Here is an 18259-nt window from a genome sequence, read left to right on the forward strand (position 1 = left end):
GCCGGGGGAGCCGGGGGAGCCGGACGAGCGCTGCTGGGTCAGAACCGGCCGCCGCCGGAGAAGCCGCCGCCGCCCCCGCCGCCGCCACCTCCGCCGAAGCCTCCGCCCCCGCCGAAGCCGCCGCCGCCGCCGCCGAAGCCGCCCCCGCCGAACGAGCCGCCGCCGTAGCTGCCGCCGCGTCCTCCGAGGAGTCCGCCGAGCACGATGCCGGTGACGAGGCCGCCGAGCTGGGCGCCGTTGCCGCCGCCGCCCGCGCCGGGCCAGCCGCCCATGTCGTTGCCGGCTTCGTCCATGGCGGCGGCCGCGTACTGCTCCGCCGCACGGGCGGCCTGAAGGGCCTGTTGCGGGTCGTGGGTGGCGAGCTGCACGGCGTCGTCGAGCGCGCGCTCGGCCTCGGACAGGCGGGTGCGGGCCGTGGGACCGACACCGCCGCGGCGCAGCGAGATGAACTCGCGCGCCTGGCTGATCCGGGTGCGGGCGTCGCGGAGGGCGGCATTCAGGGCCTGCTGCGCGCGCTGCTGCTGCTCCTGCGCGGTGCGTGCGGACGCCAGGGCCGCGTCGATCTCGGTGTTCGCACGGGTGAGGGCATCGACCGCGGCGATCGGGTCCTTCGGGTCGAGGCGTTCGCGGAGGACCGTCTCGGCGGTCACCACCGCGGAGGCGAGCTCGGGGGTGGTCGTCCGCATGGCGCGTGCCGCGGCGACGTCGCCCTGGATGTCGAGGCGCATGGCCTCGACGCGGGCGGACGCTTCGCGGAAGGTGGTCTCGGCGCCGGTGGCGCTGGCCGTCAGCTGCTGGACCTGGGCCAGGGCGTGCTGGGCGTCGCGGACGGCGACCACGGCCTGGCCCTTGTCGCCGCTGGCGATCGCGGCGTCGGCGGCCTGGGAGCGTTCCGTGGCGAACGTCAGGACCTGGTGCGCCTGGTCCACGGCGTCGGCGACGGACGCCAGGGTGCGCCCGCCGTAGGCCGCGCGGACGCGGTCGAGGGCGGTGGCGGCAGCGGCGAGCTCGGCCGGGGCTGCCCGGACGGCGTCGCCGAGTGCCGACGCGGCGCCCTCGACGCCGTCCTCGAGCGAACGGAGCTGGTCGAACGACTCCGTCTGCTGCTCGATGGACGCGTGGGCCTGCTCGCAGATCTGGATGATCTGGTTCGACCACTCGGCACGCTGCTGCGGGGAGTCGGGGACCTCGTCGTCGAGCTGCTGCTGGAAGGTGAACGCCCGGCGGACGTCCTTCTTGGCGGCGGCGACGGCCTTCGCGAACGGTTCGGCAGCGTCGGCGCCGAACTGCGCGGTGGCGAAGCCGACCTCTTGCTCAGCGGTGCGGAGCTCGTCGTCGATGGTGACGAGTGCCCCGCCGGCGGTGCGTTCGAGGTCGGCGAGGGAGGCTTCCTGCGCCCGGGCTGCCTCGGCCCGGCGGCGGAGGTTCCGGCGGCGGATGACGAGCACCACGACGACGACCGCGACCACGAGGACGAGCAGCGCGATCCAGAGCCCCGTCAGGTCGGCCGGCTTCTGGCTGTCGTTGAGCCCGGTGGCGAACGCGGTGGCCGCACCGGCCCAGTCGTCGTTCCGCAGCTTCGGGATGAGGTCGTCGTTCACCGCGGACTGCACGTCCGAGGAGGTGATCGAGGTCTCGTTGGTCTGCTGGACGTCGTACGTGCGCGCCTGCGTCGCGATGGAGAGCAGGATGCCGTTCGAGTCGATCTGGTTCTGCGACATCGTCGCGTCGCCCCAGGCCGTGTGGTCGGTCGGGTCGGTGAACTCCGGCACGAACACGACGTAGAGCTGCGTGTCGGTCTGGTCGGCCAGGTCCCGGACCGCGCGTTCCACCGAGGCCTGTTGCGCTCCGGTCAGGGCGTCGGCATCGTCGAGGACGTAGGCGCCGCCGAGGTCGACCGGTGCGGTCGCCTGCGCTGCCGTCGCCGGTGCCACGACCAGGAACGCCGCGACGAGCGCCGCGGCGACGCGCGCCGCCCACCGCCCGGACGTCCCCCTGTCCGTGCTCGACCGCCTGGTGTCCGATCCACGTTGGACCGCTCGCATCCGTTCTCCGTCCGTCCGGCAGCGCCCGCGCCCGCGACCCGGGAGGCCCGGTGTGCCGCGGAGGGAGCGCCGTCGCCCGAAGTGTATCCAGGCAGCGCACGCGTTCCCCCAGAACCACCGCGACCTGTGGACAGACTGCACCGGGGGACGGGATCTGTCCCCCGACGAGGGGTACCATCGGCGCAAGTGACCGTTTCGACGACGAAAGGGGTCAGCAATGGAACGAACGATGAACACCGAGGTCGTCCCGCTGGAGGACGGCTTCCACCGGGTGTCGACACCGGCGAGCGGCGTGATCGGCTTCGTGCGTGAGCACAACGGCCGGTACGAGGTCCTGCGGGGACGTGTCCGTCAGGCCACGCGGTCCGAGGGCCAGTACTCCACGATGAACGTGGCACTGATCGCACTCACGCACGCCTGACGGACACCCACGGTGCACCCGAGGCACCGTGCCCGACACGAGGCGCCGCCAGCGATGGCGGCGCCTCGTGTGCGTCTGCGGACGAGACCGACCCCCTGCCCACGTACGCTGCAGGGATGGGTGAGCCGAGCCTCCAGGCCGTGACGGTGCGCCTCGCGCACCCTGGTGGGTCCCGTGCAGCTGACCGGGAGGCCCTCCTCGCCTCCGTCGCGGACGTCACCCGAGCGGACCCCGCCTCCACCGCCGTCGGCCGCCGGTGTGCGCACTGCGGCAGCGACGCGCACGGTCAGCCCTGGGCGACGGTGCACGCCGTCGCCGTCGGCGTCAGCCTGTCGCGGACTCTCGGGGTGCTCGCCCTCGCCGTGGGGCCCGTCGGCCTCGGCGTCGACGTCGAGCGCGTCAGCCGGGTGGCCGCGGCGCCGCTCGACGCGTCCACGCCGGGGGAACACGAGCGGTACGGCGCCGACCCCGCCCGACTCGCGGCGTGCTGGGCGGCGAAGGAGGCCGTGCTGAAGCGGGACGGCCGCGGGCTCCGTGTCGACCCGGCGTCCGTCGACGTCGACCTCGACGCGGGCACCGCCGTGCTCGACGGCGCCGTGCACCGGGTGCGGGTGCTGCACCTCGACGACGACCTCGTGCTGGCCGTGGCGACCGACACCGAGCGGATCGTGCTCGACGACCAGCGTCAGCGTCAGCGCTGGCGCGTCGGCAGTTCCGGGACGCCCGGCTCGTCGATCCAGGGCGCCAGCACGGCCGCGATCTCGGTCGCGCTGCGGTCGGCCGCGTCCGCGAAGGCGTCGTGCACGTCCTCGGGCGTGACCGTGCCGTGACGGTGCCGGTCGGTGACGGTACGGAGCCCGGCGAAGAAGGCGTCGTCGCCGACCGTCCGCCGGAGGGTGTGCAGGGCGAGGGCGCCGCGCTTGTAGACCCGGTCGTCGAACAGGTCCGCCGGGCCGGGGTCGGCGACGACGAGGTCCTCGGGCTGGTCGAGCAGGCCCGCTCGTGCCCGCGCTGCCAGGTCGTCCGCCGTGTCGCCGCCGCGGTGCTCCGACCACAGCCACTCGGCGTGGCAGGCGAAGCCCTCGTGCAGCCAGATGTCCCGCCAGCGCCCGAGCGTCACCGAGTTGCCGAACCACTGGTGCGCGAGCTCGTGGGCGATGAGCCGGTCGGTGCCGTGCTCGCCGTCGACGTGGTTGCGGCCGAAGACGGCGAGCCCGTGGGCCTCGAGGGGGATCTCGAGCTCGTCGTCGGTGACGACCACGCCGTACGCGGGGAACGGGTACGGGCCGAACCGGTCGGTGAACAGCGTGAGCATCTCCGGCACCTGGCCGAAGTCGGTCTTCGCGGCGGCGGTGAGGTCGGCGGGGTGGTGCACCGTGACGGGGACGTCGGCGCCGCGGAGCGTGTGGGTGCGGTAGCGGCCGATCTGCACGGTCGCCAGGTACGTCGCCATCGGGTCGGTCGTGGCGTACGTCCACCGGGTGCCGCGGCCGGCGCGCTCCTTGGCGAGCAGCTCGCCGTTCGCGACGACGTCGTAGCCGGACTCGCAGGTGATCTCGAAGCGGTAGGTGGCCTTGTCGTCCGGGCGGTCGTTGCACGGGAACCAGGACGGGGCGCCGGTGGGCTGGGACGCGACGATGACGCCGTCGGTGAGCTCCTCCCAGCCGATCTGGCCCCACGGGCTGCGGAGCGGACGCGGGGCGCCCTTGTACCGGACGTGCATCGTGAACTCGGCACCGGCGGCGATCGGCGTCGCCGGGGTGACCGTCAGCTTGTGCACGGCCGTCGACGCCTTGCGTGCCCGCTGCCCGTCGACGTCGACCCGGTCCACGCCGAGGCCGTGCAGGTCGAGCACGACCTTGTCGAGGGCGGTGACGGCGGTCGCGGTGATCGTCGCCTCGGCCTCGAGCCGGTTCGTCGCCACCCGGTAGTCCAGCCGGAGCTCGTAGTGCGAGGCCCGCCACCGTCGGTCGCCGTCGTGCGGGGTGTACGGGTCGGCGTCGGCGTGCTCGGTCGGTGCGGGGTTCATCGGCTTCACGGTGCCGGTCAGTCTGTCACGGGGTGCGGCACCGACCCGGCGGCGACCGGTTCCGCTGTCCGGGAGACGCCGTCCTCGGGCACGACCCACGGGGCGATCGGGTTGCCGGCCCACCGGGTGCCGCCGGGGACCTGCTCGCCGCGCATCACCAGGGACGCCGGAGCCACGGTCGCGCCGGCACCGATCCCGGCGGCCGGCAGGATGACGCTGTGCGGGCCGAGGGTGCCACCGCGCTCGAGTCGGACGTGGTCGAGCTGCATCACGCGGTCGTGGAACAGGTGCGTCTGCACGACGGTCCCGCGGGCGATCGTCGCACCGTCGCCGATGCTGACCAGGTCGGCCTCCGGCAGCCAGTACGTCTCGCACCACACCCCGCGGCCGATCCGCGCCCCGAGGCTCCGCAGCCAGGCGGCGAGCGCCGGCGTGGCGACGGCCTGCTCGGCGAACCACGGCCGCGCGACGGTCTCCACGAAGGTGTCCTGCACCTCGTTCCGCCAGACGAACGACGACCACAGCGGGTGCTCCCTGGCGGTGATGCGCCCGACGAACACCCACTTCGCCACCGTCGACACCAGGGCGGCGACCGCACCGGCGACGACGAGGACCACCGCGGCGAGGAGCACCGTCCAGCCGAGTCCGACCGACGACCACAGCGCCAGCAGGGTCCCGCCGACACCGAGGGCGATCGCGCCGGACACCATCGGGGCGACCAGGCGCAGCAGCTCCCAGCAGCCGCGGGCGACCCGCAGTCGACGCGGGGGCCGGAACGTGCGCTCCTCGTCGAAGGTCGTCGCCGCACGCCGCAGCCGCACCGGGGGCGACCCGAGCCACGACGACCCGCGCTTGGCCTTCCTCGGGACGGCGGACAGCACGGCGACCAGGGCCTCGCGCGGCACCGAGCGCCCGGCACCCGTCATCCCGCTGTTGCCGAGGAACGCCCGACGCCCGATCTTCGACCGACCGATCGTCATGCGTCCGCCACCGAGCTCGTACGTGGCGACCATCGTGTCGTCCGCCAGGAACGCCCCCGACGCGATCTGCGTCAGCGACGGCAGCAGCAGCACCGTGGAGATCTCCGTGTTCCGCCCGACCCGTGCCCCCAGCAGCCGGAGCCACAGCGGCGTCACCAGGCTCGCGTACAGCGGGAACAGCAGCGTCCTGGCCGCGTCGAGCACCCGTTCCGTGCACCAGGCCTGCCAGCCGATCCGGGAGCGCACCGGGTGCCGTCCCTCGTCGAGCGCGATGCCGAGCAGCCGGACCACGGCGACGACGAGCCCCGCGTACACGAGGCCGGCGACCAGGGTGGCGAGCGGCACCGACACGAGGGCCCGCACCAGCGCGGTGCCGAGCGTCGGCGCGCGCCCCACCAGCAGGACGCTCACGAGCAGCCCAGCCGCCACGCCTAGCACAGGCAGCCCGGCCACGGCGACGGAACCGGCCCCGTACGCGACGAGCCAGCGGCGCCGGGACGCGGGACGAGCCTCCCGGCCGTGCCGAGCCGAGCCCACGCGCTCCGCCGGTGACCCCGCCCAGCGCTCGCGGGGGACGACGACGCCGGTGACGGCGGAACCGGCCTCGACCTCGGCGCCGTCGCCGACCACGGCACCGGGCAGGAGCGTCGACCGGCTGTGCACCACGGCGTCCGCACCGATCGCGACGCGGCCGAGCCGGAAGACGTCACCGTCGACCCAGTGCCCGGCCAGGTCGACCTCCGGCTCGACGGAGGCCTGCTTGCCGATCGTCAGGAGCCCCGTCACCGGGGGCAGCGTGTGCAGGTCCACGTCACGACCGATCGTCGCACCGAGCGCCCTGGCGTAGTAGCTGATCCACGGGGCACCGGCCGTCGAGGGCCCGTCCACGGCCTCCGCGATCCGCTCCGCCAGCCAGACCCGCACGTGCACCGAACCACCACGGGGATGGTCACCCGGACGGACGCCGACGAGCACCAGCCGCACGAGCACCACCGTCAGCGCCATCTTCCCCACCGGGGTGACGAACACCAGCAGGGCCACCACGAGCGCCGGAACGGGCAGCACCGGCAGGAACGGCAGCGTCGTCGCGTGCAGGACCCCCGCCACGAGCGCCGTCCACGTCAGGACCCGCAGGCCCCGGAGCAGCTGCACGGGGAGGCCGAGCAGCGTCATCGCCAGCCCGGTCGTCCGCGGCGTCGGTCGCACGTCCCGCTCCGCCGCGTCCACCGGACCCGACGCGTCGAGGGCGTCCGCGAGCGCACCGATCCTCGGGTGGTCGTACACGTCCGCGACCGTCGTCGTCGGGTAGCGCTCCCGGATCGCCGACACCAGCTGCGCCGCCGTCAGGGACCCGCCCCCGTGCGCGAAGAAGTCGTCGTCCGGGCTCGCGACGGGCACGCCCAGGATCGCCGCCCACCGCTCCGCGATCCACGCCACCGTCGGCGGCAGCGCGGCACCGCCGTCCTCGGCCGCGAGCGGCCACGGCAGCGCCGCACGGTCGACTTTGCCCGACGTCCTGGTCGGGAGCTCGTCCACCACCGCGAGCAGGGGCACGAGCGCGGCCGGCAGCTCCTCGCGCAGCCGGGCGTTCGCCGCCTGCACGTCCACCGACGCCCCGGCGACCGGGGCCACGTAGCCCACGAGCACCTGGTTCCCCGCGGGCGTCCGCTGCACCACGGCCGCCCCACCGGCCACACCGTCGAGTGCCTGCAGCGCTGCGTCGACCTCCCCGAGCTCGATCCGCCGACCACCCAGCTTGACCTGGTCGTCCGCACGCCCCTGGAACACCAGCCCCTCGGGGTCGTACCGCACCAGGTCCCCGCTCCGGTACGCCCGCTCCCACCCGAGCTCCGGGAACGCCGCGTACTTCACCGCGTCCTTCGCAGGGTCGAGGTAGCGCCCCAGCCCCACACCCCCGATGACCAGCTCCCCGACCTCACCCGGCGCGACCCGCTGCCCCGCGGCGTCCACGACCGCCAGGTCCCACCCGTCGAGCGGCAGCCCGATCCGCACGGGAGCACTCCCGTCGAGGAGGGCCCCACACGCCACCACCGTCGCCTCGGTCGGCCCGTAGGTGTTCCACACCTCCCGGTCCCGACTCGCGATCCGCGCCGCGAGCTCCGGCGGGCACGCCTCACCGCCGAAGATCACCAACCGCACCTGCTCGAGTGCGTCGTCCGGCCACAGCGCCGCGAGCGTCGGCACCGTCGACACCACCGTGATCCCGCGCACGATCAACCACGGCCCCAGGTCCACCCCCGTCCGCACCAGCGACCGGGGCGCCGGCACCAGACACGCACCGTGCCCCCACGCCAGCCACATCTCCTCGCACGACGCGTCGAACGCGACGCTCAGCCCTGCCAGGACCCGGTCGCCGGGACCGATCGGCGCACCCCGCAGGAACATCCGCGCCTCGGCGTCCACGAACGCCGCCGCGGATCGGTGCGTCACCGCGACGCCCTTCGGCACCCCGGTGGAGCCGGACGTGAAGATCACCCACGCGTCGTCGTCCAGGGTCGGGAGGTCGGCGCTCGCCGCGGGGTCGACGACCGGGGACTCAGGGGCGTCCCCGCCCGTGTCGGTGTCGGCGGGGGTCCGCAGCACGCCGCCGGCGCCGATCACCCCGACGACCGCGGCCTCGCCGAACACCAGGGTCGCGCGCTCCTCGGGGTCGTCCGCGTCCACCGGGACGTACGCGGCGCCGGCCGCCAGCACGGCGAGGACCGACAGGTACAGGTCACGGCCGCCGGACGGGATGCGGATGCCGACCCGGTCGCCCCGACGGACGCCGCGGCGGGCGAGGTCGTCGGCCCGCCGGTGCACCTCGGTGAGCAGCGAGCGGTAGTCGAGGGCGCCGTCCGGGTCCTCGAGCGCGAGCGCGTCCGGGTGCATCGCGGCGGTGGCGGTGAGGACGTCGAGGAGGGTCCTGGCCGGGGGAGCGGCGTCCCCACGGGCCAGTTCCGACTGCGGGTTCCCGGTGGCGGTGGTCATCGAGTCCTCTTCCCGGTCGCGTGCAGGACGACCGGCCCGTGATCCTAGGGGGCCGAGGTGTCCTGCTCGGGAACAGCGGTGTCGAGCGCCGCCCGTGCCGCGTCGAGCGAGGCCGCGATCCCGATCGACACGTCGAGCCCGTGCACGGGGGAGTCCGTCCGCCCCTCCGCGACGTACTGGGTGAGCGCGGCCGCCTGCCACACGAGTCCCTGTCGCCCCTGCAGCCCGGTCGGTTCCTGCCAGTGGTCGGCCTCTGCCCCGTGGTGCACCGCGAACGACGCCGGGAACACGAAGTGGTCGGTGAACCGGACCGTCGCGGTGCTGCCCGCGATGGTGGCCAGCCCCGGCGTCCACGCGCGGATCGACGTGGTCGCGACCGCCTGCGCGCCGTCGGCGGACGTCGACACGGTGACGGACTGGAGGTCCACCCCACCACCCGAGACCACTCCCGTCGTGCGGCTGGTCACCGGGGCGCCGGTGGCGAAGCGGGCGAACCAGTGCGCGTAGACGCCGGCATCGAGGAGCGCGCCGCCGCCCTGCGCCGGGTCGAACATGCGGTCCGGAGCGGCGCCTGCGACGGGGAGCGGATGCGGCCAGCCGACGTCGACGGCCGCCAGGTGGACGGTCCCGAGGGCGCCGTCGGCGAGGAGCCGCGCGATGACCGTGGTGCCGGGCAGGTAGCGGGTCCACATGGCCTCCATCGCGAGGACGCCCGCGGCCCGGGCAGCGGACGCGAGGGTCCTGGTGTCGGCCTCGGAGGTGGTCATCGGCTTCTCGACGAGGACGTGCTTGCCGGCGGCGATCGCGAGCAGGGCGTGCTCGAGGTGCTGCGGGTGCGGTGAGGCGACGTAGACGACCTGCACGGCGGGGTCGGCGACGAGGGCTTCGTACGAGGCGTGCGCGGTGCCGATGCCGTGGCGTTCGGCGAAGGCGGCGGCGCGGTCAGCGGAGCGTGAGCCGACGGCGACGACGCGCTGGTCGGAGTTGGCGTGCAGGGTGCTCGTGAAGTCGTCGGCGATCTGCCCGGGCCCGACGACGCCCCACCCGAGCACCGGCCCCCCGCGCAGCGCCGCCACTTCCGGTTCCGGGAACGAGATCGTCATGCCCCGAAGCTACCGCTGTGGCACAACGGAACGCTCGCCGAAGACGGCACCACGGGGGATCAGTCGCGGCCTGCCGCGACATCGCGCGCTGCCGATCGAGCGCAGCGAGAACGTCAGCTTGCGCGGAAATGTCACTGTGCCCCCAGGAGGATTCGAACCTCCGCCCCTGCCTCCGGAGGGCAGTGCTCTATCCCCTGAGCTATGGGGGCCCTGGGTGACAACCACCGTAGCAGGTCCGGGAACGCCCTCGGCACATGCCGTCGGCTCAGCCGACTGGGGTCGCGCTCGGCGTCGAGGGCGTGGTCGCCCCCGGTGCGACGGCCTGGCGTGCGGCGTCGAGCACGGGTTGGGCGGACCCGGGTTCGGTGAACAGGGACGAGGACGCCGTGATCCAGTACGGGTCCGGGAAGGCGTCTGCGCGTCCGACGCCGTCCGTCAGCGCGAAGTACCCCTCCACCGTGTAGGTCGGCACCGAGCCGCCGCGCTCGAACAGGGCGTCCTTGAGCGTGGTGAGGGACTTCTCGGGCAGGTGCGCGACGGCGAGCGTGATGGTCACCGAGTGGTCCGCGACCTCCCGGAACACGCACACCCGGCCGCGCTGCTCGGCGATCGTCGCGGCGGCGGAGCGTGCTGCCGGTCGGGCGTCGGCGTCCAGCTCGAAGCGCTGCCCGTACACCGCCAGAGCGGACTCGGGGAGCAGCTCCGCGCAGCGTTGCTCGACGGGCGTGCCGATCGTGCCCGTGGTCGCGGTGGCACCGGGCGACCGCGTCGGGGAGTCGCCGCCACCACCGGCGCAGGCGGCGAGCACCAGGGCGGTCGGGACGGCGAGTGCGGCGACGATGATGGCCCGTGCGGATCGGCGGGAGGTCATGCGGCCATGATGCTGCATGCCGCCCGGTAGACTCGTCTGCCGTGACTCCTGCTGAACTCTCCGCCGCGTACCTGTCGATCCTGACCGGGATCGTCGAGCGACGAGGGGCCGCGGACACCGTGACCGTCGAGCAGTCGCACGTCGCGCTGGAACGCCCGAAGAACCGTGCCCACGGTGACTGGGCGTCGAACGCGGCCATGCAGCTCGCGAAGCGCCTCGGCACGAACCCGCGCGAGCTCGCGACGGAGATCGCCGGCGAGCTGACCGAGCTCGACGGCGTGGACTCCGTCGACATCGCGGGCCCCGGCTTCATCAACATCACGCTCGAGGCCGCCGCCGCCGGCGAGGTCGCGCGCACCATCGTCGAGTCCGGGGAGGCCTTCGGGCGCGGCGACCTCTACGACGGCGTGCGCATCGACCTCGAGTTCGTGTCGGCCAACCCCACGGGGCCGATCCACATGGGCGGCGTCCGCTGGGCAGCGGTCGGCGACAGCCTGGCCCGGGTGTTCCAGGCGCAGGGCGGCCTCGTCACCCGCGAGTACTACTTCAACGACCACGGCAGCCAGATCGACCGCTTCGCCCGGTCGCTCGTCGCCTCGGCACTCGGCGAGCCGACCCCCGAGGACGGCTACGGCGGCGCGTACATCCCCGAGATCGCGGCCCGCGTGCTCGCGACCTTCGACGGCGACGTGCACGACCTGCCGCGGGACGAGGCCCAGGAGCTCTTCCGCCGCGAGGGCGTGGACTTCATGTTCGCCGACATCAAGCAGTCGCTGCACGAGTTCGGCGTCGACTTCGACGTCTACTTCCACGAGAACGCGCTGCACGAGTCCAAGGCCGTCGAGCGCGCCATCGAACGGCTCCGCGAGAACGGCCACATGTACGAGGCCGAGGGCGCCGAGTGGCTCCGGACGACCGACTTCGGCGACGACCGCGACCGCGTCGTCATCAAGTCCGACGGCGAACCCGCGTACATCGCCGGCGACCTGGCGTACTACCTCGACAAGCGTGAGCGCGGGTACGAGCGCAACCTGATCATGCTCGGTGCCGACCACCACGGCTACGTCGGCCGGATGATGGCGATGTGCGCCGCCTTCGGTGACGAGCCGGGCACGAACCTCGAGATCCTCATCGGCCAGATGGTCAACCTCCTCAAGGACGGCGAGCCGATGCGCATGTCCAAGCGCGCCGGCACGATCGTCACGATGGAGGACCTCGTCGACGCCGTCGGGGTCGACGCCGGCCGGTACGCCCTCGTCCGGTTCGCCAGCGACACCGCGATCGACATCGACCTCGACCTGCTGACCAAGCGCACGAACGACAACCCCGTCTTCTACGTGCAGTACGCCCACGCCCGCACGCAGTCCGTCGCCCGGAATGCCGCCGCCTCCGGGGTCGACCGCTCCGTGTTCGACGCCTCGCTGCTCACCCACGACACCGAGGGCGCACTCCTCGGCGCGCTGGCCGAGTACCCGAGCGTCGTCCGCCGCGCCGCCGAACTGCGCGAGCCGCACCGCATCGCCCGGTTCATCGAGCAGCTCGCCGGGCTCTACCACCGCTGGTACGACGCCTGCCGCGTCACGCCCCTCGGCGACGAGACCGTGACGGACCTGCACCGCACGCGGCTCTGGCTCAACGACGCCACCGGCCAGGTCGTGCGCAACGGTCTCGGCCTGCTCGGGGTGAGCGCGCCCGAGCGCATGTAGCGAGAGCGCACGGAGCGCGATCCGCACCACGCGGCACAACTGGAATCGGCTCGGACCACGCACGTCCGTGGTCCGAGCCGATCTGCGTTGTGCGCCGCCGGTCTGAACCGCGCCACCTGCCGGACGCGCGCCGACCTGCCGGGCCGGCACCGAGCCTCTCCCCACCGGCACGGCCGGCCCGCCGCTGGCGCGCCGGTCCGGAACCGGCGGCGTGGGCCCAGGCAGGCCCTGGCAGGGTGGGACGCATGTCCACACCCGCCCCTGCCCCGAAGCAGCGACACCGCGGCCGCACCACGGCGATCGTCCTGGTCAGCGTCCTGGTGGTGCTCGCCGTGCTCGTGGTGGTCGCCGAGTTCGTCCTCCGCGGCGTCGTCGACCGGATGGTCGCGCAGCAGGTCGAGCAGTCGCTGCCCGACGGCACCACCGGCTCGGTCGAGGCCCACGCGAAGGGCGTCATCATCCCGCAGCTCATCGGCGGCTCCCTCGACGACGTCGACATCGCCTCGAAGCGGATCACCGTGGACGGCATCCCGCTCGCCGCCGACGTCACGGTGCACGACGTCCCGATCGACGGCGCCGGTGCGGTGCACGACGTCGACGGCACGGTCACCCTCGCCTCGTCGAGCATCAAGGACCTGGCGAAGTACAGCCCCCTGTTCGAACGGATGTCGCTGGTGAACGGCGGCGTGGAGCTCTCCGGCAAGACCGCCGTGCTCGGCTACCAGATCTCCTACCTGGCACGCGGGTCGGTCGTCGCACAGGGCGACGGCCGCGGCATCACGATCACGCCGAAGACCGTGCGGATCACGAACTCGGCGCTCGACCTGGACGTCGGCGCGATCCCCGGCGTCACGAACACGCCGGTCCCGGTCTGCACGGCACGGTTCCTGCCCCAGGACCTCCGCGTGCGGTCGCTCGACGTCACGAAGCAGCAGGCGACGGTGCGGATCGTCGCCGACGAGCTCCCGCTGAGCGAGCGCGGCCTGCAGACCACCGGCCGCTGCTGACGCGGGTTCTGCACACGTCGCGTCACACGAGCCGGGAGGCCCGGTGCGGCTCGGTAGGATCGGTCGCGTGAGCGAGAACCCCCTTGCCCCGCCGCGGCTGCGGTACCCGTCCGACGCCTCCGCGCTGACGGCCCGCATCTGGCCGGCCTCCGCCACCCGCACCGACGACGGCTCGCTGGCCGTCGGCGGCGTGACCGCCGCCGACCTGGTCGAGCAGTTCGGCACGCCGCTCTACGTCGTCGACGAGCGGGACGTGCAGTCCCGCGCCGTCCGCGTGCGCAACGCCTTCACCGAGGCCTTCGCGCGCATCGGCACCCGGGCGCACGTCTACTACGCCGCCAAGGCCTTCTTCACGACCCAGGTCGCCGCGTGGATGGCGGAAGCCGACCTGCGACTCGACGTCTGCACCGCCGGTGAGATCGCGGTGGCCCTGGCCGGCGGCGCGGACCCCGCGCTGATGGGCTTCCACGGCAACGACAAGTCCGACGCCGAGATCGCCCGCGCGGTCGAGATCGGGCTCGGCACGATCGTGCTCGACTCGCACGAGGAGATCGGGCGTGTCGCCCGGGCCGCGGCCGACGCCGGCACCGTGCAGCGCGTGCGCATCCGGATCAACAGCGGCGTGCACGCCTCGACGCACGAGTACCTGGCGACGGCGCGAGAGGACCAGAAGTTCGGCATCCCCCTGAACGAGGCCGTCCGGGCAGCCGAGGCAGTCCGTGCGGAGCCCTCGCTCGCGTTCGTCGGGCTGCACTCGCACATCGGCTCGCAGATCTTCGAGGAGTCCGGCTTCCGTGAAGCTGCCCGGCGGCTCATGGACGTGCACGCCACCCTCGTCGCCACCGGCCCGGTCCCCGAGCTCAACCTCGGCGGCGGCTGGGGCATCGACTACACGGAGAGCGACTCCGCCTTCGAGCCGGAAGACGTGGCCGACGCCCTCGCCGCCATCGTGGCCGAGGCCTGCGCGGAGCGGGACATCCCCGTCCCCGAGATCGCCGTGGAACCCGGGCGCTACATCGTCGGCCCGCCCGGCATGACGCTCTACCGCGTCGGCACGATCAAGCCGGTCTCCCTCGAGCTCGACGACGAGCACGCCCAGCCCGGCACCGGCGCCACCGCGACCCGCACGTACGTCTCCGTCGACGGCGGCATGAGCGACAACATCCGCCCGGCGCTCTACGGCGCCGACTACACGGCACGCCTGGCCCGCACGTCGGACGAGCCCGCCGTGCTCACGCGCGTCGTCGGCAAGCACTGCGAGAGCGGCGACGTCGTGGTGCAGGACGAGTACCTGCCCGGTGACGTCCAGCGCGGTGACCTGCTCGCCGTCGCGGCCACCGGTGCCTACTGCTGGAGCCTCGCGAGCAACTACAACCACGTCGGACGCCCGCCGGTCGTCGCGGTCGCGGACGGCACTGCCCGTATCCTCGTCCGGGGTGAGACGGTCGACGACCTGCTCGCTCGCGACACCGGGGTGTCGCCCGTGGCCGCAGCCGGTGCCGCGCGGTGAACCCCCGAGATCCCGGAGACACGCACCACATGATCGAATACCGCAACGTCCGCGTCGCGCTGCTGGGGGCCGGCTCGGTCGGGTCCCAGGTCGCCAGGCTCCTGCTCGAGCACGGCGACGAACTGGCCTCCCGTGCCGGTGCCGGCCTCGAGCTCGTCGGGATCGCCGTCCGTGACCTCGACGCCCAGCGTGACGTCGACCTGCCGCGTGAGCTCTTCACGACGGACGCCGGATCGCTCATCCTCGGCGCGGACATCGTCGTCGAGCTCATCGGCGGGATCGAGCCCGCACGCACCCTCGTGCTCCAGGCCCTGCAGTCCGGCGCCGACGTGGTCACCGGCAACAAGGCCCTCCTCGCCACGCACGGCCCCGAGCTCTTCGCAGCGGCGGAACAGGTCGGAGCGCAGCTCTACTACGAGGCCGCCGTGGCCGGGGCGATCCCGATCATCCGTCCGCTGCACGACTCCCTCGCCGGCGACCGCATCGTCCGGATCATGGGCATCGTCAACGGCACCACGAACTTCATCCTCGACCTGATGGACCGGGAGGGCGCCACGTTCGACGACGCCCTGGCGACAGCCACGGAGCTCGGGTACGCCGAGGCCGACCCGACCGCGGACATCGAGGGCTACGACGCCGCCCAGAAGGCCGCGATCCTGGCCTCGCTCGCGTTCCACACCTCGGTCCCGCTCGTCGCCGTGCACCGCGAGGGCATCACCTCGGTCACCATCGAGCAGGTCCGTGCCGCCCGCAAGGCCGGCTACGTCGTGAAGATCCTCGCCACGTGCGAGCGCCTGACGGACGAGAACGGCGTCGAGGGCGTCAGCGCACGGGTCTACCCGGCACTCGTGCCCGACACCCACCCGCTCGCCAGCGTGCACGGGGCGAAGAACGCCGTGTTCGTCGAGGCCGAGGCCGCCGGCGACCTGATGTTCTACGGCGCGGGGGCCGGCGGTGTCGAGACCGCGTCCGCCGTGCTCGGCGACCTCGTCTCCGCTGCCCGACGGCACGTCATCGGCGGTCCCGGGGTCGCGGAGTCGACCCAGTCGGCCCTGCCGGTGTTCCCGATCGGGGCCGTCCGGACGAGCTACCAGATCACCCTGCACGTGACGGACGCCCCCGGCGTGCTGTCGACCGTGGCCGGGGTCCTCGCCGCGCACGGTGTCAGCGTCGAGACCGTCGAGCAGTCGAGCGCCCACGGCGACGGCGGCACGGCGACCCTCGTCATCGGCACGCACGAAGCCCGCGAGGCCGACCTCGCCGACACGGTCGTCGCCCTCCGCGGTGACGACGTCGTGGCCGAGGTCGCGAGCGTCCTCCGCGTCGTCGGCGCCTGACCGCCCGCCCGCCGTCGCAGCACCGCGGCGGCATCCGAGACCACCGGTCCGCCGGCCCAGATCCCACCCGCCCCGAAGCACCAGACAGAGAGAGAACCCTGATGGCCCACCAGTGGCAGGGAGTCCTGCGCGAGTACGCCGACCGACTCGACGTGACCGAGGCGACGCCCATCGTCACGCTGGGCGAGGGCGGCACGCCGCTCATCCCGGCACGACGCCTCTCCGAGCGCACCGGCGCGGACGTCTACGTCAAGTTCGAGGGGATGAACCCGACCGGGTCGTTCAAGGACCGCGGCATGACGATGGCGATCTCCAAGGCTGTCGAGCACGGGGCCAAGGCCGTCATCTGCGCGTCGACGGGCAACACGAGCGCCTCGGCCGCCGCGTACGCCACGCACGCGGGCATCACCGCCGCCGTGCTCGTGCCCGAGGGCAAGATCGCGATGGGGAAGCTCAGCCAGGCCGTCGCCCACGACGCCCAGCTGCTGCAGGTCCAGGGCAACTTCGACGACTGCCTCGACATCGCGCGCGACCTCGCCGCGAACTACCCGGTGCACCTGGTGAACTCGGTCAACAACGACCGCATCGAGGGCCAGAAGACCGCCGCGTTCGAGGTCGTCGACGTCCTCGGTGACGCGCCGGACTTCCACTTCCTGCCCGTCGGCAACGCGGGCAACTACACCGCCTACTCCCGCGGCTACCGCGAGGACGTCGCCGCCGGCCGCTCCACCAAGCTCCCGCGCATGTTCGGGTTCCAGGCCGCCGGTGCCGCACCGATCGTGGGCGGCGCCGTCGTGCCGCACCCGGAGACCATCGCGTCCGCCATCCGCATCGGCAACCCGGCGTCGTGGAAGTACGCGCTCGAGGCGCGAGAGGAAACCGACGGCTACTTCGGCGCGATCAGCGACGCCGGCATCCTCGCCGCGCACCGCATCCTCTCCGCCGAGGTCGGCGTGTTCGTCGAGCCCGCGTCCGCCATCGGTGTCGCCGGGCTCCTCGAGCGGGCCGACGCCGGCGAGATCGCCAAGGGCGCCACGGTCGTCATCACGGTGACCGGCCACGGCCTCAAGGACCCGCAGTGGGCCCTCAAGACCGAGGACGGCGGCGACGTGACGCCGACGAGCGTCCCGGTCGACACCCGCGCGATCGCCGAGGTCCTCGGACTGGCCGGCGCCCGGTGACCCTCGACCGCTCGTCCGGGCCGGGGGAGGGCACCACTGCCCGCAACGCTGTACCGGCCGGACGGGCGGTCCGTGTGCGCGTCCCGGCGACGTCCGCCAACCTCGGACCGGGCTTCGACTCGCTCGGTCTCGCGCTCTCCTTGTACGACGAGGTCGACGTCCGCGTGCGTCAGGAGCCCGGCGCGACCGTGACGGTCGAGGGCGTCGGCGCGGGCGAGGTCCCGACCGACGACACCAACCTGGTCGTGCGTGCCGTCCGTCGTGGCCTCGAGCACGCCGGTGTCGAGCAGCCCGGCCTCGAGCTCCGCGCGGTGAACGCCATCCCGCACGGTCGGGGGATGGGCTCGTCGGCCGCGGCGATCGTCGCCGGGCTGATGGCCGTACGCGGTCTGCTCGAGGGCATCGTCGACCTCGACGCCTCGACGCTCCTCACCCTCGCCACCGAGATGGAGGGGCACCCCGACAACGTCGCGCCGGCGCTCTTCGGCGGGCTCACCATCGCCTGGATGACGGCCGACGGCCCGGCGTACAAGCGCCTGCTCGTGCACCGTGGTGTCGCACCCGTGGTCTTCGTGCCGACGTCGACGCTGTCCACGAAGCTCGCACGCTCCCTGCAGCCCGAGAGCGTCCCGCACGCCGACGCCGCGTTCAACGTCTCCCGCTCGGCGCTCCTCGTCGCCGCGCTCATCCAGAGCCCTGAGCTGCTCCTCGCGGCCACCGAGGACCGGCTCCACCAGACGTACCGGGCGAGTGCGATGCCCGAGACGGACGCCCTGATCCGCCTGCTGCGGCAGCACGGGCTCGCGGCCGTGGTGTCCGGCGCCGGGCCGAGCCTGCTCGTGCTCGGGTCGGACCCTGCCCAGCGTCTGACGGCCGCCGCGCTGCTGGAACGACACGCCGAATCGACCTGGCGACCCCTCATGCTGGCCGTCGATCTCGGTGGTGCTACAGTGAACGCGCACCCGGTGGACCACGTCGGACGCTCCTAGCGCGGCATCATGCCGACACGAACCGTGTCGACATGAACCCCAGCCAGCACGAGCTCCTGGTCCGCAGGTGTGATCTCCCTCAGATCACC

General features: G+C 73.5%; 12 protein-coding genes, 1 tRNA gene and 1 pseudogene. 8 read left to right on the forward strand and 6 right to left on the reverse strand.

Features of this window, described 5'->3' with window-relative positions; all coding sequences use genetic code 11:
* Positions 1–38 precede the first annotated feature (38 nt).
* Positions 39–2045: a YgcG family protein gene (locus tag BIU98_RS19980; RefSeq protein WP_071274878.1), complete on the reverse strand. Its 2007-nt coding sequence runs from the start codon at positions 2043–2045 to the stop codon at positions 39–41.
* Positions 2046–2262: 217 nt separating this feature from the next.
* Between BIU98_RS19980 and BIU98_RS08655 the strand changes: the two genes are divergently transcribed.
* Positions 2263–2466: a hypothetical protein gene (locus BIU98_RS08655; protein WP_071274881.1), complete on the forward strand. Its 204-nt coding sequence runs from the start codon at positions 2263–2265 to the stop codon at positions 2464–2466.
* 116 nt (positions 2467–2582) lie between these two features.
* Positions 2583–3038: pseudogene (locus BIU98_RS19855) on the forward strand (4'-phosphopantetheinyl transferase superfamily protein); the annotation flags it as partial.
* A gap of 119 nt (positions 3039–3157) precedes the next feature.
* Here BIU98_RS19855 and BIU98_RS08660 read toward each other — a convergent pair.
* From BIU98_RS08660 to BIU98_RS08680, 5 genes are all read right to left on the reverse strand, one after another.
* Positions 3158–4495 (reverse strand): M1 family metallopeptidase, encoded by a 1338-nt coding sequence (locus tag BIU98_RS08660; RefSeq protein WP_071276350.1) that lies wholly within the window; start codon positions 4493–4495, stop codon positions 3158–3160.
* A 17-nt stretch (positions 4496–4512) separates the two neighbouring features.
* Positions 4513–8466, reverse strand: coding sequence for a Pls/PosA family non-ribosomal peptide synthetase (locus BIU98_RS08665; protein ID WP_083393119.1), 3954 nt, complete (start codon positions 8464–8466; stop codon positions 4513–4515).
* A gap of 44 nt (positions 8467–8510) precedes the next feature.
* The gene (locus tag BIU98_RS08670) at positions 8511–9569 is read right to left on the reverse strand and encodes a Gfo/Idh/MocA family protein (protein ID WP_071274886.1); all 1059 of its coding nucleotides are present in this window, start codon (positions 9567–9569) and stop codon (positions 8511–8513) included.
* 137 nt (positions 9570–9706) lie between these two features.
* Positions 9707–9778: transfer RNA gene (locus BIU98_RS08675), tRNA-Arg, on the reverse strand.
* 56 nt (positions 9779–9834) lie between these two features.
* The gene (locus BIU98_RS08680) at positions 9835–10440 is read right to left on the reverse strand and encodes a hypothetical protein (RefSeq protein WP_071274890.1); all 606 of its coding nucleotides are present in this window, start codon (positions 10438–10440) and stop codon (positions 9835–9837) included.
* A 41-nt stretch (positions 10441–10481) separates the two neighbouring features.
* Here BIU98_RS08680 and argS point away from each other — a divergent pair, with 41 nt between their 5' ends.
* The 6 genes from argS to thrB all read left to right on the forward strand — a co-directional run bounded on the left by argS (position 10482) and on the right by thrB (position 18170).
* On the forward strand, positions 10482–12146 hold the full coding sequence (gene argS / locus BIU98_RS08685) for an arginine--tRNA ligase (RefSeq protein ID WP_071274893.1): 1665 nt from the start codon (positions 10482–10484) through the stop codon (positions 12144–12146).
* Positions 12147–12391: 245 nt separating this feature from the next.
* Positions 12392–13153, forward strand: coding sequence for an LmeA family phospholipid-binding protein (locus BIU98_RS08690; protein ID WP_071274896.1), 762 nt, complete (start codon positions 12392–12394; stop codon positions 13151–13153).
* 67 nt (positions 13154–13220) lie between these two features.
* Positions 13221–14663, forward strand: coding sequence for a diaminopimelate decarboxylase (lysA, locus tag BIU98_RS08695; protein ID WP_071274899.1), 1443 nt, complete (start codon positions 13221–13223; stop codon positions 14661–14663).
* Positions 14664–14692: 29 nt separating this feature from the next.
* Positions 14693–16000, forward strand: a complete 1308-nt coding sequence (locus BIU98_RS08700) for a homoserine dehydrogenase (protein WP_071274902.1) — start codon at positions 14693–14695, stop codon at positions 15998–16000.
* A 101-nt stretch (positions 16001–16101) separates the two neighbouring features.
* Complete coding sequence (gene thrC / locus BIU98_RS08705; RefSeq protein WP_071274905.1) at positions 16102–17181, forward strand: threonine synthase; 1080 nt, start codon at positions 16102–16104, stop codon at positions 17179–17181.
* 74 nt (positions 17182–17255) lie between these two features.
* Entirely contained in the window at positions 17256–18170 is a 915-nt protein-coding gene (gene thrB / locus BIU98_RS08710; RefSeq protein WP_071276352.1) for a homoserine kinase, read from the forward strand.
* Positions 18171–18259 lie beyond the last annotated feature (89 nt).

Origin of the sequence: Curtobacterium sp. MMLR14_010 (assembly GCF_001865015.1) — a bacterium.
In the GTDB taxonomy this organism is placed as follows: Bacteria; Actinomycetota; Actinomycetes; order Actinomycetales; family Microbacteriaceae; genus Curtobacterium.